This window comes from Gracilibacillus sp. JCM 18966 (assembly GCF_055392695.1).
In genome coordinates this window covers 3,906,628-3,927,623 of sequence record NZ_AP043883.1, presented here as the reverse complement: position 1 = coordinate 3,927,623, position 20,996 = coordinate 3,906,628, and the positions used below count along the sequence as shown (strand labels likewise).

Below are 20,996 nucleotides of genomic sequence, written 5' to 3'. Positions count from 1 at the left end.
GGAAGTATTGCGACGAAGTGAAAATTTTGATGTCTAAAGTATTAGAAAAGCTAACACATCGGTTAAAGGACGAGTGAATGCGAGTTTTTCTAACAGAGCATTGCTATCCATATCTAAAAATTACCTATAAAACTCGATCACCTCTCCTTTTTACAGGATTTTATCACTAATTTATACGGTATATGGAGAAAGCGGTTTCCATTATAATTATAGGGAAGCGCTTACAGATACCGATGATTTCTCTAATCATGGAATAATTGTTGCAGGTCAAAGCCATCTATCATCGATTAAGAGATGATTATATCAATGCAACTGTTCTAACCCTGCTTGTTTATCGATTTTTACAGAAATTTAATTTAAAGGGACTGACTTTAAGCGCAGTCAATGGCCTAAGGTATTAATTTTATAATTAATATATAAAAATATCCAAAAATGGAGGGGTTAATATGGCTAAAAAGCTATCAAAATGGTTGCATGCAGTGCTTATTCTATTTACTTTGATCGCACTTGCAGCATGCAGTGATGGCGAAACTTCAAAAGAGGCTGAAAATGAAGAAGAGGGTTCCTCAGATGAACCAATAACTTTAACATTCTTCAATGCTGATGGAGGAGAAGAAAAAACGTTTGATGATCCAGTTGCCAAAAGAATAACAGAAGAAACTGGTATCAAATTAGAAATGGATTACCCAGTTGGAGGAAACGATGAGGCTATTCCTTTGATGATAGCAAGTGGGGAGTATCCTGATCTTATTTTTGCCAAAGGCGATATTGGAAAATTGATCGAAGCTGGTGGTGTTATTAAGCTTGATGATTTGATCGAAGAAAAAGGTGAAAACTTAAAAGCGATGTATGGCGATCAATTAGATCGACTACGTAATTCATTAGATGACCCAAGTATCTATACAGTTGGTACTTATGGTGTAGAAAATGCTTATTGGTCTACAAGTGGAACCTTCCAAATTCAATTAGATGTCTTGCGTGAGTTAGGCTATCCCAAGATCCGGACACTAGAAGACTTTGAAGCGGCACTAACGGAATATTATGAAAAGTACCCGGAAATCGATGGGCAAAAAACCATTCCACTATCTTTACTAGGGAGTGACTGGCGTTGGTTAATTACAGTCGGGGATCCAGCTGGTTTTGCGGCAGGATTTGCAGGAGATGGTCAATGGGTAGTAGATGAGGAAGCAGGAGAGGCAACTTATAAATTCCTTCGTCCAGAATTAAAAGAATATTTTAAATGGTTAAATAGTATAAATGCAAAAGGGTTGCTTGACCCGGAATCATTTACACACACATATGACACGTATATTTCTAAGTTATCTTCAGGACGAGTATTAAGCATTGCAGACCAAGACTGGAATTTTACTGATGCTGATAAGGCTTTAGTAGCAGATGGGAAAGAGTGGAGAACGTATGCACCACTTCCAGTGACTATCAGTGAAGAATACACATCTAAATCTTTGAAAAATTATGGCTTCGCTGGTGGTTGGGGAATAGCAATCTCTTCAACTAGTGAGTATCAAGAAGAGGCATTTGAATTTCTAGATTGGATGGCATCGGAAGAGGCGCAGATTCTTGTGAATTGGGGAATTGAAGGCGAACACTATGACATGGTTGATGGTAAACGAGTTATGCAAGAAGAGGATCGCGAAAGAATGAACAGTGACGCTGATTATTCTAAAGAAACAGGTGTTGGTTACTATGTCTATCCATTTCCTCAATGGGGTAATGGTGCGGTAGATTCAAGTGGGCAGCCTATCACTCCTAACTCTGAAGAACAGACAATTGCTAACTTCAATAGTGCAGAAAAAGAAGCTCTAAAAGAGTATGAAATGGAAAACTGGGTTGACTGGTTCCCACAAACAGAAGATTTAGGAATTTCGAAACATGGTCAGGCATTCAATTATAGTATTCCTGCTGGAAGTGAGCTTCAAATTATTCAACAAAAAGCCGATGATTTAACAGAACAACGTATTACACAAGCTATCTTAGGAGACCCTGCAAACTTTGATCAGGCATGGGATGATATGATTACTGAATTAGAAGCAATGAACATAGAAAAGGCAAATGAATTAATGAGTCAAAAAGTAAAAGATACGATGGAACTTTGGGGTACGAACGAATAAAAAGTATCAGGTAGAGCTTGATTCCGATTTTTTGGATTCAGGCTCTCTCTATTCGAATTTGTATTTTATGTCTTAATCTCTTCCTTTTTGATGTATTTTAGTCAACATCTAAAAATTGCCTATAAAATTCGATCACCTCTCCTTTTTACTAGGTTTTATCACTAGTTTATACGGTATATGGGGAAAGCGGTTTCCGTTATAATATTATATAAGTAAGAAGCGCTTACATAGATTAAGGATTTCTTTAATCATGATAATTAGGTTTTCAGGTAAGGAGAGAAAAATATGAGTCAAGCAAATAATGCGTCAAACACACAGCCTGAAGCTGCTACTTCTGTAGGAGAACAAATTCAGCTAGGAACGGGAACAGGATTAAGAAAGAAGAAGAAACCTTCTGCAGGACCAGACCAAAAAAGCTTTTGGAAAAGGGCAAGTAAGCAAAAGGCACTTCTTCTCATGTCGATACCATTTGTTATTTGGTTAATTGTTTTTAAATATATCCCAATTGCGGGATGGTTAATGGCCTTTCAGGATTATAAACCACAATTTGGTTTTTTGGAGCAGGATTGGGCAGGTCTTGATCACTTTAAAGATTTATTTAATGAGCCCATGTTTTATACGGCATTAGAAAATACGTTAGGTATGGGGATTTTAGGGCTTATTTTTGGTACCGCTTCAGCCATTGTATTTGCTTTACTATTAAATGAATTGCGCTTTATGGTGGTGAAAAAGTGGACACAAACGATTTCTTATCTACCACACTTTGTTTCATGGGTTATTGCAGCTAACATTGTGATAACAATGCTTTCACAAGAAGGAATTATTAATAATCTCTTAACAGGAATGGGCTTCATTGATAATCCTATCAATTTCATGGCAATGCCTGAGATGTTTTGGGGGATTGTAACAGCAGCTGATGTGTGGAAGGAAACAGGGTGGAATGCCATTATTTATTTAGCTGCAATGGCGGGTGTAGATCCTCAATTATATGAAGCAGCAAAAGTGGATGGAGCAAGTAGAATCCGCCAAATGTGGCATATTACCTTGCCAAGTATTCGTTCTGTGATCATCGTTTTATTAATCTTAAATATTGGTAATCTAATCAATATTGGATTTGAGAAACAAATGTTACTAGGAAACAACATTGTACAGGAAAAGGCACTTGTTATAGATTTATATGCTTTAGATTATGGTATTGGTATGTTCCGATATTCGTTTGGTACAGCTATCGGTATTTTTAAGTCAGTCATAAGTGTCATTCTAATTTTGATTTGTAATGGCTTTGCCAAAAAAATAGGCGAAGGTAGGGTATTTTAATGATAAATGAACGAAAGGAGCATACACAATGAAAAAGAAATGGACAGCTTTTGATATCATATTGACGCTATTTATGCTATTTGTTGTTGTCATTACACTTTACCCGTTCTTAAATATATTGGCGATTTCTTTGAATGATGCGACAGATACAGCAAGAGGTGGTATTCATATTTGGCCTAGGGAATTTACCTTTGCGAATTATGAAGAGATTTTTGGTAGTAATGATCGTTTACTACAAGCCTTCTTCATGTCTATTTTACGAACAGTCATTGGTACGGTTACAGGAATTATTGCAAGTACCATGCTGGCATATACGTTGAGTAGAAAGGATTTCGTCTTAAATGGCTTTGTTGGCTTACTATTAGTGCTAACAATGTTCATTAGTGGTGGTCTGATTCCAGAATATATGTTAATTCGTAATCTTGGTTTAATTAATGATTTTTCTGTTTATATTCTACCGATGCTACTGTCTGCCTTTAATGTAATCGTAATCCGCTCGTTTATGGATAACTTACCAGCAGCGTTAGAGGAGTCAGCAAAAATAGATGGGGCTAATGATTTTGTGATCTTTAGTCGGATTATTATCCCGCTCTGTATGCCAGTAATTGCAACGATAGCATTATTTTTGGCCGTAGCACAATGGAATAGTTGGTTTGATACGTATCTTTATGTTAGAAGCAATGAAGCATTAACGACTTTGCAATTCGAGCTGATGAAGATTATTGACAATGCCAATATTTCCAGTGGTGATATTAATTCACAAAATGCTGAAATTGTAGCAGGTCAAACGAATCCACAGTCAATTAAAATGGCGATTACCATTATTGCAACTGTTCCAATCCTTCTAGTCTATCCATTTTTACAGAAATATTTTGTAACAGGGCTAACATTGGGGGCAGTCAAGAGCTAAGGTATTAATTTTATAATTAATATATATATAAACATTCAAAATGGAGGGGTTAATATGAGTAAGAGGCTATCAAAATTTTCGCTAGCAGTACTTATTTTACTAGGCTTAGTCGTACTTGCTGCATGTAGTGATGGCAAAACTTCAGATAATGCAGAGAAGGAAGGAGAGGGTTCCTCAGATGAACCATTAACTTTAACATTCTTCAATGCTGATGGAGGAGAAGAAAAAACGTTTGATGATCCAGTTGCCAAAAAAATAACAGAAAAAACTGGTATCAAACTAGAAATGGATTATCCAGTTGGTGGAAATGATGAAGCGATTCCTTTAATGATTGCTAGTGGGGAATACCCTGATCTTATTTTTGCCAAAGGTGATATCGGTAAATTAATCGAAGCTGGAGGTGTCATTAAGCTGGATGATTTGATCGAAGAAAAAGGTGATAATCTAAAAGCAATGTATGGCGATCAAATTAACCGTCTTCGTAATTCAATTGAGGATCCAAGTATTTATACAGTAGGAACATATGGTGTGGAAAATGCCTACTGGGAAACGAGTGGAACCTTCCAAATTCAATTAGACGTATTACGTGAATTAGGTTACCCTGAGATTCGCACATTAGAGGATTTTGAAGCAGCGTTAACAGAATACTACGAAAAATATCCTGAAATTGATGGACAGAAAACACTCCCGCTATCGCTTTTAGGTAGTGATTGGCGTTGGCTTATTACCGTAGGAAACCCTGCAGGATTTGCAGCAGGATTACAAGATGATGGCCAATGGGCGGTTAATGACGAAACAGGTGAAACATCCTATAAATTTTTACTACCAGAATTTAAAGAATATTTCAAATGGTTAAATGGAATGAATGCAAAAGGATTACTAGATCCAGAATCCTTTACGCAAACTTATGATACGTATATCTCCAAATTATCATCTGGACGCGTGCTAAGTGTAGCCGATCAGAATTGGAACTTTGGAGATGCCGATAAAGCATTAGTTGCTGATGGTAAAGAATGGAGAACTTATGCTCCTTTACCTGTAACATTAGGAGAGGAATATAAATCTCAAGCATTAAAGGATTATGGATTTGCAGGTGGTTGGGGTATAGCTATTTCATCTACGAGTGAACATCAGGAAGAAGCATTTGAATTTCTAGATTGGATGGCATCAGAAGAAGCACAAATTCTTACTAATTGGGGAATTGAAGGCGAGAATTACGATATAGTTGATGGAAAACGTGTCATGCAAGAAGATGATCGCGAAAGAATGAACAATGATCCAGATTATGCAAAAGAAACAGGTGTCGGCTACTATGTCTATCCATTCCCACAATGGGGTAATGGTGCTGTAGACTCAGAGGGTCAACCAATAACACCAAATTCTGAAGAACAAATTGTAGCTAACTATAACAGTGCTGAGAAAGAAGCATTAAAAGAATATGAAATGACTAATTGGATTGAGTGGTTCCCATCTACAGAAGAGCTTGGTAGATCCAATCATGGCACAGTGTCCAATTATACCATACCACCAGGCAGTGATGTTCAAATTATCCAACAAAAAGCAGATGATTTAACCGAACAAAAAATCACTCAAGCTATATTAGGTGATCCAGCGGACTTTGACAAGGCATGGGAGGATATGATCGCTGAATTAGAAGCAATGAATATCCAAAAAGCAAATGAAGAAATGACACAAATGACAAAAGATAAAATGGAGCTTTGGGAAACGAACGAATAATGTAAATAAATCCATGAGCCTGATTCCAATCATTTGGATCAGGCTCCATCTATCTAAGCTGAGAGAAGGGAGTGACAGGATTGAGTAGAAAACAATACTTATGCATGGATATTGGAGGAACAAGCGTTAAATATGGTGTTTTAACGCACATGGGAGAGTTTATTTTTCAAGATAGCTATCGAACAAGACTAAGTTCGAGGCAGGAATTCCTATCAGACTTAGCGAATACAATAAATGAAATGAGTAAGAAATATGCTATTGAAAAGGTTGGCATAAGTTTTCCAGGTTTTATTAATCCACAGACAGGGTTTGCAGAATTTGCAGGAGCAATTGCGGTTTTACATGGAACGAACATAAAAGAACAATTAGAGGAAACAGTAGATTTACCCATTCTAATAGAAAATGATGCGAATTGTGCGACACTTGCAGAGAAATTAAGTGGGAACGCGGTTGGTTGTGACCATTTTATTTGCATGACAATCGGGACAGGTATAGGAGGGGGAATAGTCGTTAATGGAAAATTAGTAAATGGACATTCATTTAAAGCTGGAGAATTTGGATTAATGATTGTGGATGGGATGAGAAATGGCTATCAAACAATGCATGAAATTGCCTCTACTAGTGCCCTTATTCATCAATTTAAACAATTAAAGCATATGGATGATGATTGTTGGGTAGATGGAGAGCAAGTCTTCCAAGAAGCAGAAACAGATGTAAAGGTAAGAGAGCTACTTGATCAATGGTTTGCCTCTATTAGCTATGGAATATTTAATCTAGCAACCGTATTAAATCCCGAAAGAATCTTAATAGGTGGGGCTATTAGCGTTCGATCCGATTTATATGAAAATCTATTAGTGAAATTAAATAACATCCCATCTTGGCACGATATTCAAGCAAAAATTGTACCATGTAAGCATCATAATGATGCTGGAATCCTTGGTGCTTTATATAAATGTTTAGAGGAGGAAAAATATGATAAATGATAAATTACAAAAGATTTGGTATGGCGGTGATTATAATCCTGAACAATGGGATGAAGCAACATGGGCTGAGGACCAACGAATGTTCAAGCTCGCAGGAATAGATGTTGCAACCATCAATGTTTTTTCATGGGCTTTGAATCAACCAGATGAGAATACTTATGACTTTTCATGGTTAGACGAAACAATTGATCGCTTATATCAAGATGGGGTGTCTATTTGTCTAGCAACAAGTACAGCAGCACACCCCGCATGGATGGCAAAACGCTATCCAGATGTTCGCCGAGTAGATTTTGATGGGAAAAAACGACAGTTTGGCGGTCGACATAATTCCTGTCCAAATAGCCCAACCTATCATAAATATGCAGAACGAATAGCGGAGAGATTGGCAGAAAGATATAAAGATCACCCTGCTGTCTTAATCTGGCATGTTTCAAATGAATATGGTGGTTATTGCTATTGTGAAAATTGTCAAAAAGCATTTCGTGTTTGGCTCAAGGATAAATATCAAACATTAGAAGCGGTCAATGAAGCGTGGAATACACGTTTCTGGGGGCATACCTTTTATGATTGGGAGGAGATTGTTCCACCTAATGGCCTAAGCGAAGAGTGGCAAGGCGGTCAAAATACGAATTTTCAGGGTATTTCACTAGATTATCGTCGTTTTCAATCAGATAGTTTACTAGATGTCTATAAATTGGAACGTGATGCCTTGAAAAGGCATACACCTAATATACCAGTGACAACAAATCTGATGGGATTATATCCTGAACTCGATTATTTTAAATGGGGAAAAGAAATGGATGTCGTGTCATGGGACAACTATCCATCGATTGATACACCAGTTAGTATGACCGCAATGACCCATGATTTAATGAGAGGCTTAAAAAGTGGACAACCCTTTATGTTAATGGAGCAAACACCTAGTCAGCAAAATTGGCAACCATATAATGCCTTGAAACGACCGGGCGTGATGCGATTATGGAGCTATCAAGCGGTAGCACATGGTGCGGACACGGTGATGTTTTTCCAATTAAGACGTTCTCGAGGTGCGACGGAAAAATATCATGGTGCAGTAATTGAACACGTCGGTCATGAGCACACGAGAGTATTCCGTGAATCTGCACAGCTTGGACAAGAACTAGTAAAGCTCGGAGATCAAATTATTGGTAGTAGAGTGAATGCTAGAGTAGCTATTGTGTTCGATTGGGAAAATCGTTGGGCAATCCAGCTGTCGAGTGGTCCATCGATTGCCCTTGATTATGTCAAAGAAGTACACAAATATTATGATGCCTTCTATCGGAACAATATTCCAGTTGATATGATATCCGTCGAAGAGGATTTAAGTAAGTATGACATTGTTATTGCTCCAGTGTTGTACATGGTGAAGGAAGGCCATGCCGATCGTTTGAAGGAGTTTGTTAAAAATGGAGGTACGTTTGTGACGACCTTCTTCAGTGGAATTGTCAATGAAAATGATCTTGTCACATTAGGAGGCTATCCTGGTGAACTACGTGAGCTTGTAGGCGTTTGGGCAGAAGAAATTGATGCATTAGAGCCATCCCATTACAACGAGATTGTATTTAATCAATCATTCGGTTCCCTACAAGGCAAATATAAATGCAATATTTTATTTGATTTAATTCATGCAGAAAATGCAGAAGTGCTAGCAACATATGGATCCGATTTTTATCAAGGTATGCCAATTTTAACCAAAAATAATTATGGAAAAGGGGAAGCTTATTACATCGCCTCAAGTCCTGATCAGGCATTTGTTCAAGATTTTGTGGATACGATTTGTACGAACAAAAAGGTGCAGGGTATATTCACTTCTGAGGAAGGCGTAGAGGTTATTGCACGAGAAAAAGATGGTCACACCATCATTTTTGTCCTAAATCATTCTGTAGATAACAATACCTTCGATACAGGTGAGCGTACGTATGTGGATCAAATTACCGGTGAGAAATATAACGGAAAAGCAGAAATAGCAGGTAGAGATGTGCTGATATTAAAGGAGGAAAACTAGCATGAAATTTACAGATGGTAATTGGATGATCCGAGAGGGTTATCAAATACATTTTCCAAAAACAATTCATGAGATGGAACAGCAGAATGGTGCCATAACCTTATATGCACCGTGTAAGTATATTAATCATCGAGGGGATACACTAGATGGTCCTTTATTAACGATCCAATTGTCCTCTCCTATCGATGATGTGATTCGTGTTCAAACATGGCATTTTAAAGGAGAAAAAGCAAAATATCCAAATTTTGATGTATTAGATGGGGTAAATACGATCAACGTAGAAGATAAAGAAGATGAAATTTCCTTTTCCAGTGGTGGTTTGTATTTAACACTACAGAAACAGGATTTTGCCTTGTCATTCAAAAATCAGAATGGTAAGCTCACGGATGCTGATGGCAAAGGACTTGCTTGGATTAATGGTCCAGAGGAGAAAACATATATGCGTGGGCAGCTAAAGCTTGGCGTTGGAGAACATTTATATGGATTAGGTGAGCGTTTTACTCCGTTTGTAAAAAATGGCCAAACGGTAGATATTTGGAACAAAGATGGTGGAACAAGCTCCGAGCAATCCTATAAAAATATTCCGTTCTTTTTAAGCAGTAAAGGCTATGGTGTATTTGTCAACCATCCTGAGGAGGTAAGTTTTGAGCTTGGATCGGAAACCGTTTCTCGTACACAGTTTAGTGTGGAAGGAGAATATCTTGATTATTATTTCATTAATGGACCAACACCAAAAGAATTGGTCAGTCGCTACACAACATTAACTGGTCGCCCAGCATTACCACCTGCATGGTCATTTGGTTTATGGTTATCCACATCCTTTACAACTGATTATAATGAAGAAACAGTCAATCATTTTGTTGATGGTATGGCAGAGCGTGGCATACCATTAAGTGTCTTTCACTTTGACTGCTTTTGGATGAAGGAGTTTGAATGGAGCAATTTCCTCTGGGATCGTCGTAATTTTCCAGATCCAGAAGGAATGCTAAAACGATTGAAGGATAAGGGTTTAAAAATTTGTGTATGGATCAATCCATATATTGCACAAAAATCGCTTCTGTTTGATGAAGGTCTAAAAAAAGGTTATTTATTGAAGAAACCGAATGGTGATGTTTGGCAATGGGACCTATGGCAAGCAGGGATGGGAATTGTTGATTTTACTAATCCAGAAGCTAGTAAGTGGTTCCAGGAAAAACTAAAGGGATTACTCGATATGGGAGTGGATTCCTTCAAAACAGACTTTGGGGAAAGAATACCAACAGATGTCGTTTATTTTGATGGATCTGATCCAAATAAAATGCACAATTATTATGCTTATCTATATAATGATGTCGTATTTGATCTACTGAAACAAGAAAAAGGGGAAGAAGAAGCGATTGTTTTTGCCCGTTCTGCAACAGCTGGTGGTCAAAAATTCCCCGTTCATTGGGGAGGAGATTGTGACTCTACCTATGATGCTATGGCTGAAAGCTTACGAGGAGGCTTGTCGTTAACCACTTCCGGTTTTGGCTATTGGAGTCATGATATTGGTGGCTTTGAAAATACAGCAACTCCAGATGTGTTTAAACGTTGGACGGCATTTGGACTACTGTCTAGCCACAGCCGCTTCCATGGTAGCTCATCCTACCGTGTTCCATGGAATTTCGATGAGGAAGCTGTTGATGTAGCACGCCATTTTACGAAACTAAAAAATAGTTTGATGCCATACTTATATGAACAATCTGTAGAAAATAGTAAGACAGGGATACCAGTCATGCGATCCATGGTATTGGAATTTCCTGAAGATCCACTTTGTGAAACACTCGATCGTCAATATATGTTAGGAGATAGCCTACTAGTTGCTCCAATTTTTAATGAGGAAGGGATTGGCTCCTTTTACTTACCAAAGGGAAAGTGGACACATCTTTTAACAGGGGAAGTAGTGGAGGGTGGAACATGGCTTAAGCAGCCATATGATTATTTTAGCTTACCATTGTTTGTTCGTCCGAATACCATTTTACCGATTGGCATGAGTGAGGATACTCCAGTTTATGATTATGTCGATAGCGTAACCTTTAAGCTTTACCAAATCGAGGATGGAGTAATCATCCGCAAGAGGTTAGTTGAAGCAAGCGGAAAAGAGGTAGGTTCCATCGAAGTAACTCGAAAAAATAATGAATTACTCATTCATGTTGAAGGATTGGATAAATCATACCATGTTGAAGTGGTTGGACATACGAAGGTTAGTCCAGAGCAAGGTACAGAACAAGTGAAAATAAAGCTATAATATAGAATAAAGCTATCTTTATTGGTTGAATCTAACCAGTAAGATAGCTTTTTTACTATAGGCGTGCAAGGCATGAGAAATGTCTTGCCGAGAAGCTTCATTATTAATGGTATTCCTTTCATAATAACCTTAAGTAGTGTTATAATTTTGGTTATCAAAATTTTATTAAAGAGGCGAAGAAAAATTGAAATTTGGTTTTTGGCATCTATTTAAGACAGACTTAAAGCATGGAACAACAAATTGGGTTGCCGCTATATTATTGGGTGGTTTGATTATCCTACCATCCTTATATGCATGGATGAATATTGAGGCATCCTGGGATCCGTATGGAAGAACAGAAAATATAAAAATAGGTGTTGTGAATGAAGATACCGGTGGGGAAGTTCGTGGTGAATCAATTGATGTAGGAGAAACACTGGTGGATTCATTAAAAGAAAATGATACGATGAATTGGCAATTCGTGACCAAAGAAAAAGCTATGGATGAGCTAGAATATGGTAATTATTTCGCTACAATCATCATACCAGAGGATTTTTCAAAGAAATTATCAACCGTGATCACAGACAACCCGGAAAAAGCAAACATAGAATATTACGTGAACGAAAAGATTAATGCAATCGCACCAAAGATTACAGATAAAGGTGCGGGGGCGATTGTTGATAAGGTGAGTAGTCAATTTATTTCGGAAGTAAATGGTGTAATCTTTGAGATGTTTAATGATCTTGGTATAGAAATGGAACAATCTTTACCAGATATTAAGCGATTTGAAAACTATATTTTTACACTGGAGGAAAATTTACCAGAAATTCATCAAATATTAAATCAATCCCTTAGCGATGCAGATAAAGCTGAAGGGATGATCAATGATGCCCAAGGCTTAATCCCGACTGTGAAAGATGCAACAAATAATGGTCTAACTACAGTGAATGATACGCTTGCTTATTTGGAAAAAGCGGAGAATCGCTTGAAGGAAATGGCACCAAAGATAGAGCAGGATTTGAAAAAGATCCAATCCACTAGCCAAAAAATTAATGATTTTCTCCATGAAATCGAGAATAATCAACCAGAAATTACTCAAGGTAGTGAAATTTTAAATCAGGTAAATGGGCAATTAGATAGTACGTTAGAAAGCTTAAACACAATAGAAACGGCATTAAAACAATTACAGGAGCAAAATAATAACGAAAATAATCCCGATAATGGGGAATCAGAACAAAATGATCAACAAATTGAAACAGCATTAAATCAAATTGCCTCAATAAAAGAATCAATAAACACAATGAAGACAAATACATCAGAAGTTGAATCAACGATACAGGAGAAACAACAGGAAATCGATGAAAGGTTTCAATCATTAACACAATTTTCAGATGATGTGAACACAACCATTGACTCTTTTGTAAAGGAATATCAACAAACCATCGCACCAAGAGTAGAAGAAGAAATCAAGCAAGCAGAATCAACGTTGACGACTGCGAAAAACATTCTAGTGGAAGTCCAAAATACATTACCAGAAATTGAACAAATGTTGAATAATACCGAAGGAAACCTAGCCGAAGGAGAAGAAATGCTTAATTATGTGCTAGGCGAATTCCCTTATGTAAATGATAAGATCAATACATTAGCTGACAAAATTCGAAGCATTCAAAGCGAAACAGATATGGAAGAGATTATTAAACTCCTCCAAAATGATCCGAATGCAGAAAAGGGATTTTTTGAGGAGCCTGTGACATTAGATACGAATAAAGTTTTTCCAATTGAGAATTATGGAACAGGAATGACTCCATTCTACACTGTTTTAGCTATTTGGGTTGGTGGACTATTATTAATATCTCTAATGTCTACAGAGCCACATGATCCTTCTATTTATACCGAAAGACATATGTATTTTGGAAGATTACTGACTTTTTATGTCATCGGAATATTACAAACATTCATCGTCACCTTTGGAGATTTATTCTTATTAGGAGTAAGCGTAGACTCGGCAGTATGGTTTGTTCTCTTCGGATTATTGATTAGCTTGATTTTTATCTCTATTGTTTACACATTAGTGTCCGTCTTTGGAGATGTCGGAAAGGCGATGGCGATTGTACTTCTCGTCCTACAAATCGCAGCAGCTGGGGGTACTTATCCTGCTGTTTTATTACCAGAATTCTTTCAGGTAATTCACCCATTTTTGCCTTTTACTTATGGAATTAATCTCATGAGGGAGGCAGTAGGTGGAATAGTTTGGGATAAGGTCTATGCAGACGCTTCGATACTCACACTATTCGGGATTGCCGCCATTCTTATCGGAGCATTTTTGAAGAAACCAATTAATCATTACACGAATAAACTAAAAAAGAAATCAAAAGAATCAGGCTTGTTTCATTAAAAGTAGGGAGATTTTATCTTCCTACTTTTTTAAAAATGCACAATAGGGAAGACTGAGCTTGCATTAGAGAGCTTGAGAGCACAATAAAGAAACTTCAGCTCACAATCGATCGAGTTACAGCACATTAACCAGATATGAAGTCACGATAGTTTGAACGAGCTCACAATGAATAAAATTCTAAGGCCATTTTGTGAGAATGGTCAGTTCACTATTCAAATCGTAAAGTGAATAGTTCTAAATGTATTCCCTCTATCATTTGTGTCAAGAGTAGGACTAATCGTGAACTCACCTCTAAAAAACCATGTTTGCACGGGTGTTTTAGATTAATCCAAATAATCGTCTTAAAAATCAGGAAAGCGCTCCCTTTTCGCTCTGGTTGTGATAGAATAAAATGGTTGAGGAGGGATTTTCATGTTATTAGAACAAAGGCAGAAATTATTATTTATTGGAGATTCAGTTACAGATTGTGATCGTGCAAAGCCACATGGTGAAGGCTTGTTTCATGCGCTTGGTAATGGATATGTTTCCATTGTCGATGCTTTCCTAAAAGCGAATTATCCTGAATTAGGAATTCGAGTTGTTAACAAAGGAATTTCAGGAAATACAGTGCGTGATTTAAAAGCGAGATGGCAGGAGGATGTCATTACACAAAATCCTGATTGGTTATCCATTATGATTGGAATAAATGATGTATGGCGACAGTTCGATTCCCCTTTTATTAAGGATCACCATGTATACATAGAAGAATATCAGGAGACTTTAACAGCACTCGTTAAAGAGTCAAAATTACAGACTGAGAATATTCTTTTAATGACCCCATATTACATAGAAATAAATGAAAATGATCTAATGAGAGCGAAAATGGACCAGTATGGAAAAGTGGTGAAACAGATAGCGGAGGAGGAAGCTTGTTTATTTATTGATACACAGGCTGCCTTTAACAAAATTCTAAAAAATTTATATGCTGCAACCATCGCATGGGACCGAGTGCACCCAAATGAAATAGGTCATACTATTTTAGCAAAAGCATTTTTAAACAAAATAGGCTTTGATTGGACGAAATAAAATTCAACTAAAAAAGTGGTAGAGTAGGTTTACGAACCTTCCTCTATCACCTTTTAATTCAACAGCTATTTTACTATTTGGCAGGTATTGCACCTTTAATTTATGTCGATCGTATTTTTGCAAATCCCTAATTATGGTATCAAAGCCTTTAAAGAATAAAGGTCATTACGCCAAACAAAACAGTGGCAATACCTGCTGAGATGATCGCAGGTAATAGCTTGTATTTCGCATAGGAAAGTGCATTGATATCAAGGATTTGTGCAATCGTGTTATTGTTATCACTTAATGGTGATGATATAGAACCGAACGATCCACTTGCAAAAACTGCCCCAATAACTAATGGTAAATGAGCATCAGCAGCTGTTGCTAATGAAATACCAAGTGGCATTAGTATCCCCCACGTTCCCCAAGAGGAGCCGATAAAATAGGAAACAAAAGCACCAATGACAAACATGACAGGTGGAATAAATAAGGCTGGTACCCAGCTAACATTATTGGTGACAAACTCAGAAAAGCCTAAGTCCTCTGTTACAGAAGATAGTGCCCAAACAACAGAAAGAAGTAATATTACTGACATTAAGTTATTACCAGACTCGATAAATTCATGAATCATTGTTTTTAATGAATTTCTTTGGAAGAGCAACATTACAATTGTTACTAACAATGTGATGAATAAGGCGACAACCATTGCCTCAAGCACATCTGCTTGGATAAAAGCTTGAAAAAAATCATATCCCTTGGAGTAGCCATCCCACCATGTTAAAAACAGGGTAAAAATAATAACAAGCGCAACAGGGATAATCAGGTTCCAAGGTCTAGAAGGTGTCTCATGTTCAGAGGATTGTTCTTGTTCTTCTTTCACAACAGATGGGTCATTTTCTTCGTGTGTCACCCGTTCCTTTGAATGGCGAAATAAAACAAATAGTGTACCAACAATAATCATTGAAATGGCAAAGAAATTAAAAGGAATGCTCTGAACATACAGCGTATAGGAGTCTGCCTCAATTCCCTGGTTTTGTAACCCCATTTCAATAACAGACACCATATATCCTACAAATGCTGTTGCAATAGGGATTAAAACAATAACAGGCTGTGTACTTGTTTCGATCATAAAGGCAAGTTCTTTTCTTGTCATTTTTATTTTCTTTAATAAAGCCTTCATAATAGGCGCAACAGTAACGATACGAAAGCTTGGAGCACTAAAGGTCCCAAGAGTAGAAGCCCATGTTAAAAGAACAGCTTCTTTTTTGGAATCAATCGTTTTAGCACTTAGATCCACAAATCCTCTGATCCCGCCAGACACTTTGATTATTCCGACAAGTCCAGAAAACATATATAAGAAAATAATAATTTTTAAGTTATTAATATCTGTTAAGCTATCTACAATATATTGAGTTGCTCTTTGAATCCCCCCAAGTAAGGAAGGTTCAACGAAGTATGCTCCAACAATTAGTCCAAGCGTGAGCCCAGGAAAAACTTGTTTTGTTTTGATCGCAGTAATAATAACAACGACAAATGGAATAATTGAAATCCAGCTTCCTTCCATCCTTTCCTCTCCTTTGGTTGATCAGATTTTTGTTAGGTTGTGTGAAAATAGTGGAAAATATTCTTATAACATTAGTAGTCTCATAAAGAAAAGCAAGCACCTAAAGTAGAAAATGATGTCTAAATGAATACAAGTGATGTATGATTACATCACTTGTGCTCATTTGATATAACATACTTTTCGATTACTGTTGCTGTTGTAATCTTTGTTGTACCTCTTGGCATACGTCATTTGCACTAAGTCCATGAGCACTAATGACAGAACCTTGAATCACAGCATTTTGCATCCCCATCATATTTTGATCTTGACCGGAAATGACACAGCAATCACAACCATTTGCATCTTGTTCTTGTCTTAATGTAATCACTTCATGGCCATCCTCTTGTAGTCTTTGCTGTACATCTGTTAAAGACTCTTCTACACCAATGCGTGCCATATTAAAACCTCCTTGATTTTCAATCATTTTAATGTTTGTCGTAACTCCTTGATTTATTCACAAAATTCTAACTCTAAATCGTAATTCAAATTTTTTTGCTTTCTCTATTTCAAATTTAGTTTATAATAGAACTACAACTAAAAAAACGTTTTCAAAGCTATGAAAAGGGAGAGTAGTGTGAATGAATAAATTAGATGAATTGTTTGATCAGTTTTACGATCATGCTTTAACAGATTCCGTCAAAGCAGTTGGTCCAGTCGAAAGAAAACTGACACTAAAAACAGGTCTACTAAATTTATTGGGTGACTTCTCCCAATTGGAAGAGGAAATGCTAACAGCTAAACCAGAATTATTGGAGAAAAGAGAATTTCCAGAATATACTCGTGAATTATTTCTATTTCCTATTACTCCTTTATTAGAATGTAAAATGTATGTATTAACACCAAAAAGTGAGCAAAATTTTTATCCATCGGTCTTGGCATTACATGGACATGGTTATGGTGTGAAGGAAATTGTTGGTCTTAAGGAAAACGGGGAAGAGGATGACGGGGAACCTGGCATTCACCAGTATTTTGCTGTCAAACTCGTCAAAAAGGGGTTAAAGGTATTTGCTCCGGAAGTAATTGGATTTGGGGAGAGGATGTTAACTCGTGATATCAAACAAGGAAAGCAAAATTCCTGTGAAGCGATGGCGACAAACCTTTTGATGGAAGGGAAGACGCTTGCTGGCTTGAGAATATGGGAGGCTCGTCAAGTGCTCTCTTATATGGAAAAACATCCTGATGTTAATGCAGATAAACTGGGAATGATGGGCTTTTCAGGAGGTGCATTAGTAACTGCATATACTGCCGCTTTAGATTTACGAGTGAAGGCAACCGTACTAACAGGATTCACCAACACATTTAGAGGTAGCATTATGGCTATGCGCCATTGTATTGATAACTATGTACCAGGCATTTTAAATTTTGCAGAATTACCAGAATGGATCTCCTTAATCGCACCAAGGGCATTGTTTATCGAAGCCGGAGACAAAGATCCTATTTTTCCACATCGATCTGTTTTAGAAGCAATAAAGGAAATAGAAGAGGCATATCATAACAGACCGGAAAAATTTGCTTATGACATATTTCCAGGCTCACATGAAATTAGTGGTCGAAAAGCATACGACTGGTTAAAAAATCAACTCTTGTAGGAGTGGTATTATGAGTTTTAATTGGAAAAGACTTGATCATGTTCAACTCGCTGCACCAATCGGATCAGAAGCAAAGGCTATTCATTTCTTTAAGGATATATTATTAATGAAACAGATAGAAAAACCAGAAAATTTGAAGAAACGTGGTGGTGTCTGGTTTCAATTTGGCGACTATCAGCTTCACATTGGAATAGAAGATCCTTTCCAACCTGCTAAGAAAGCACATCCCGCCTTTGAAGTGGAACATTTGGATGGATTAAAGGACCATCTCACGAACCATCATATTGAGTTTATGGATGACAATAATCTTCCTGGCGCTAACAGAATATATGTAAATGATCCTTTTGGAAATCGCTTGGAATTGCTGGAATGGAAATAATGGAAAGTCTGTGAAAATATTAAGTAAACGATTTCTATTTCTCTTCATTATGTTATACTTTTTAAAAAAGAAAGCTTTTCTGGGGGGATAGAAACAAATGAAGCTATGGGAAACTTTGAAAACGATGTCTTTTAAAGAGGCAGTTGATTATATTTGGGAATATTATAAGATTCATATTATAGGTATTATAGCGGGTTTGTTTATTTTAGGATCTATTATCTCGAGTGTTTTGAAAGAGGACGAAGTTCTATACAATATGATGGTAGTTGCTCCCATACCTTATGACGAAGTGAATGTATTTTCTGATCAAATCAATGAAGCTCACTACGAGGATTTCGAAGTAGCGGTAGATAATATTATTTATGATGGTGGCGATTTGTCTAATCAGTCGTATGATCAAGTACAGAAATTAATAGCAAAAATTGCTGCTGGAATGGTGGACGTAATGGTAACAGACGAAAGCTTTGCATTAGATCTAGTAGAACAAGAAGGGCTTACTCCTATTGAAGATTTATTTGATGTAGAAAAACTCAAACAACATGGGGTGGAAGTTGTTGACTTTGGTAGTGGAACTGCTTATGGAATTAAGTCAAATAAGCTGGATGTATTTCAGGATAATCAACATTATCAAAGTCGCGTATTAGTTTTTCCTTCCAATGCTGAACAAGTAGATTTAACAGATGACTTTTTAGAAGCATTATTACCATAACAAAAAGGACGACAAGTGGTGACTCACGCTTGTCGTTTTAACATTAGAAATGAAATGCCTTATCGAACCCATTGCTTTCAAGAAAAACATAATAACATTATTTTAAGTAAAATATTGATCAATCTTCTCGCCATATATGAACTAATATAGAAGATAAAGGAGTTTTATCATGAAAAAAGCTATTTATGTAATGAACCGAGAACCGTTTGATCTTGTGTATCCAACGTTTATTAGGGAAGAAATTGCGCAGCTAGTGGACATACCTTCTCCTCAATTGACCGCCAGTGAGTTAGAACAGGATCCGTCCATTTTAAATGAGGTGGAAATCTTGTTGACTGGTTGGGGAGGACCTAAAATAGATCAACATTTACTCGATTATGCGCCAAATTTAAAAGCAGTATTGTATGCAGCAGGCTCTATTAAACAATTAGCAACAGAGGAGGCGTGGAATAAAGGAATAATCTTCACAACAGCAGTAAATGCAAATGGACAACCAGTAGCCGAATTCACTTTATCTCAAATATTATTTTGTCTAAAGAATGGCTGGCAATTTGTTAGAGGAATTCGCAATCAACGACAATTTCCGCAAAAGCCTTTTCCTATATGTGGTGCTTTTAGAAGTATAGTCGGACTCATTTCATTGAGCACGGTTGGACGGCAGGTTGCCCAACTACTTTCGTCGTTTGATGTGGAGGTAATAGCATATGATCCATTTGTTTCTAAAGAGGAAGCTGAAAAGCTTGGGGTAAAGCTAACAACCTTAGAAGAGATTTTTCAGGTTTCCGATGTAGTATCCTTACATGCTCCTTTATTACCTGAAACGATTGGCATGATAACAGGAGAGCATTTTGAACAAATGAAACAAGGGGCGAGCTTTTTAAACACCGCAAGAGGGGCTATAGTCAAGGAACTAGAAATGATAGAAGTACTTCAAAGAAGAACAGATATAACAGCAGTTCTCGATGTAACAGATCCAGAGCCACCTGTGAAGGAATCACCACTTTATCACATGGAAAATGTCGTGCTAACCCCCCATCTTGCAGGAAGCGAAGGCATAGAGTGTGGAAGAATGGGAGAATATATGCTACAAGAATTGGGCCGATATATTAAAGGGGAAAATCTTAAGTGGAGGATTACGAAAGCACAATTTGAGAGGATGGCATGAATGAAATTAGGTATATGCTCGGTTACATTCCGTCATAAAACAGTAGAAGAAGTTCTAGAAATCACCGCTAAGGCTGAATTAGACAGTGTAGAATGGGGAGGAGATGTTCATGTTCCCCCAGACGATCTTGATCATGCGAGGAAGGTAGCAGAAAAAACGAAGAGCTATGGAATGGAAGTAGCGAGCTACGGGTCCTACTACCGTGTTGGAGATAGAAATGATTATCCCTTTGAGAAAATAGTAGAGACTGCCAGTGCTCTAGGTGCCACCAAAATACGAGTTTGGCCAGGTGGTTTAGGTAGTAATGAGGCGGATCAAATTTACCGGCAGCAGGTAATCCAGGATGCACTTAGAATTGCAGAAATAGCTGAGAAGGAGGGTATTTCCATCCATTTGGAATATCATAATGGTACGTTAACCGATACAAAAGAGAGTGCCCGTCAGCTAATGGAAGAGATTTCACATGACAATGTATTCCTTTATTGGCAGCCGATGAATCAAGCTTCAGTGGAAGAGCGTTTAGCAAGTATTGAAGCGGTTAGGAGATGGATCTCAAATGTCCATGTTTTTCATTGGGAAACATGGGAAAAACGTTATGCGCTAGCAGAAGGAGAGCAGGAATGGCTTGCCTATCTGAGAAAAATAGTAGAGGACAAGAGAGATCGTCATCTATTAATGGAATTTGTTAAGAAGGATGATGAACAGCAGTTTTTAAGAGATGCAAAAGTATTGAAAGACTGGATAGATAACATCATTTGAAACAAC

General features: G+C 37.2%; 16 protein-coding genes. 14 read left to right on the top strand and 2 right to left on the bottom strand.

The genetic code is table 11. The features are described 5' to 3' along the window. Positions 1-446: 446 nt before the first annotated feature. From ACZ5N5_RS19185 to ACZ5N5_RS19145, 9 genes are all read left to right on the top strand, one after another. Positions 447-2,129, top strand: coding sequence for an ABC transporter substrate-binding protein (locus tag ACZ5N5_RS19185; protein WP_464372929.1), 1,683 nt, complete (start codon positions 447-449; stop codon positions 2,127-2,129). Positions 2,130-2,585: 456 nt separating this feature from the next. Beyond that, on the top strand, positions 2,586-3,446 hold the full coding sequence (locus ACZ5N5_RS19180) for an ABC transporter permease (protein ID WP_464373798.1): 861 nt from the start codon (positions 2,586-2,588) through the stop codon (positions 3,444-3,446). A gap of 28 nt (positions 3,447-3,474) precedes the next feature. Then, positions 3,475-4,356, top strand: a complete 882-nt coding sequence (locus ACZ5N5_RS19175) for a carbohydrate ABC transporter permease (protein WP_054787111.1) — start codon at positions 3,475-3,477, stop codon at positions 4,354-4,356. A 54-nt stretch (positions 4,357-4,410) separates the two neighbouring features. Continuing rightward, the gene (locus tag ACZ5N5_RS19170) at positions 4,411-6,093 is read left to right on the top strand and encodes an ABC transporter substrate-binding protein (protein ID WP_109983590.1); all 1,683 of its coding nucleotides are present in this window, start codon (positions 4,411-4,413) and stop codon (positions 6,091-6,093) included. Between the two features lie 80 nt (positions 6,094-6,173). Next, entirely contained in the window at positions 6,174-7,076 is a 903-nt protein-coding gene (locus ACZ5N5_RS19165; protein WP_464372928.1) for an ROK family protein, read from the top strand. After that, on the top strand, positions 7,066-9,099 hold the full coding sequence (locus tag ACZ5N5_RS19160; RefSeq protein ID WP_464372927.1) for a beta-galactosidase: 2,034 nt from the start codon (positions 7,066-7,068) through the stop codon (positions 9,097-9,099). The genes ACZ5N5_RS19165 and ACZ5N5_RS19160 overlap by 11 nt, the downstream gene beginning before the upstream one ends. 1 nt (position 9,100) lies before the next feature. Next, positions 9,101-11,365 carry an alpha-xylosidase gene (gene yicI / locus ACZ5N5_RS19155; protein WP_464372926.1) on the top strand — a complete coding sequence of 755 codons (2,265 nt, stop codon included), beginning with the start codon at positions 9,101-9,103 and terminating at the stop codon, positions 11,363-11,365. 184 nt (positions 11,366-11,549) lie between these two features. After that, entirely contained in the window at positions 11,550-13,739 is a 2,190-nt protein-coding gene (locus tag ACZ5N5_RS19150; RefSeq protein WP_464372925.1) for a YhgE/Pip domain-containing protein, read from the top strand. Between the two features lie 411 nt (positions 13,740-14,150). Beyond that, the gene (locus ACZ5N5_RS19145; protein ID WP_464372924.1) at positions 14,151-14,804 is read left to right on the top strand and encodes an SGNH/GDSL hydrolase family protein; all 654 of its coding nucleotides are present in this window, start codon (positions 14,151-14,153) and stop codon (positions 14,802-14,804) included. 148 nt (positions 14,805-14,952) lie between these two features. Here the strand turns inward: ACZ5N5_RS19145 and ACZ5N5_RS19140 are convergent, their stop codons facing one another. Together ACZ5N5_RS19140 and ACZ5N5_RS19135 are read right to left on the bottom strand one after the other, a co-directional pair. Continuing rightward, positions 14,953-16,350 (bottom strand): Na+/H+ antiporter NhaC family protein, encoded by a 1,398-nt coding sequence (locus ACZ5N5_RS19140; protein WP_109983584.1) that lies wholly within the window; start codon positions 16,348-16,350, stop codon positions 14,953-14,955. Positions 16,351-16,534: 184 nt separating this feature from the next. Then, the gene (locus tag ACZ5N5_RS19135) at positions 16,535-16,786 is read right to left on the bottom strand and encodes a YkuS family protein (RefSeq protein ID WP_054787109.1); all 252 of its coding nucleotides are present in this window, start codon (positions 16,784-16,786) and stop codon (positions 16,535-16,537) included. 181 nt (positions 16,787-16,967) lie between these two features. Here ACZ5N5_RS19135 and ACZ5N5_RS19130 point away from each other — a divergent pair, with 181 nt between their 5' ends. The 5 genes from ACZ5N5_RS19130 (at position 16,968) to ACZ5N5_RS19110 (ending at position 20,990) form a co-directional block, all read left to right on the top strand. Beyond that, positions 16,968-17,978, top strand: a complete 1,011-nt coding sequence (locus ACZ5N5_RS19130) for a dienelactone hydrolase family protein (protein ID WP_109983583.1) — start codon at positions 16,968-16,970, stop codon at positions 17,976-17,978. Between the two features lie 10 nt (positions 17,979-17,988). Then, positions 17,989-18,357, top strand: a complete 369-nt coding sequence (locus ACZ5N5_RS19125) for a VOC family protein (protein WP_054787107.1) — start codon at positions 17,989-17,991, stop codon at positions 18,355-18,357. A gap of 97 nt (positions 18,358-18,454) precedes the next feature. Beyond that, positions 18,455-19,066, top strand: coding sequence for a hypothetical protein (locus ACZ5N5_RS19120; RefSeq protein ID WP_054787106.1), 612 nt, complete (start codon positions 18,455-18,457; stop codon positions 19,064-19,066). A gap of 169 nt (positions 19,067-19,235) precedes the next feature. After that, the gene (locus ACZ5N5_RS19115) at positions 19,236-20,231 is read left to right on the top strand and encodes a hydroxyacid dehydrogenase (protein WP_464372923.1); all 996 of its coding nucleotides are present in this window, start codon (positions 19,236-19,238) and stop codon (positions 20,229-20,231) included. After that, positions 20,232-20,990, top strand: a complete 759-nt coding sequence (locus ACZ5N5_RS19110; RefSeq protein WP_109983580.1) for a sugar phosphate isomerase/epimerase family protein — start codon at positions 20,232-20,234, stop codon at positions 20,988-20,990. It abuts the gene before it with no gap. Positions 20,991-20,996 lie beyond the last annotated feature (6 nt).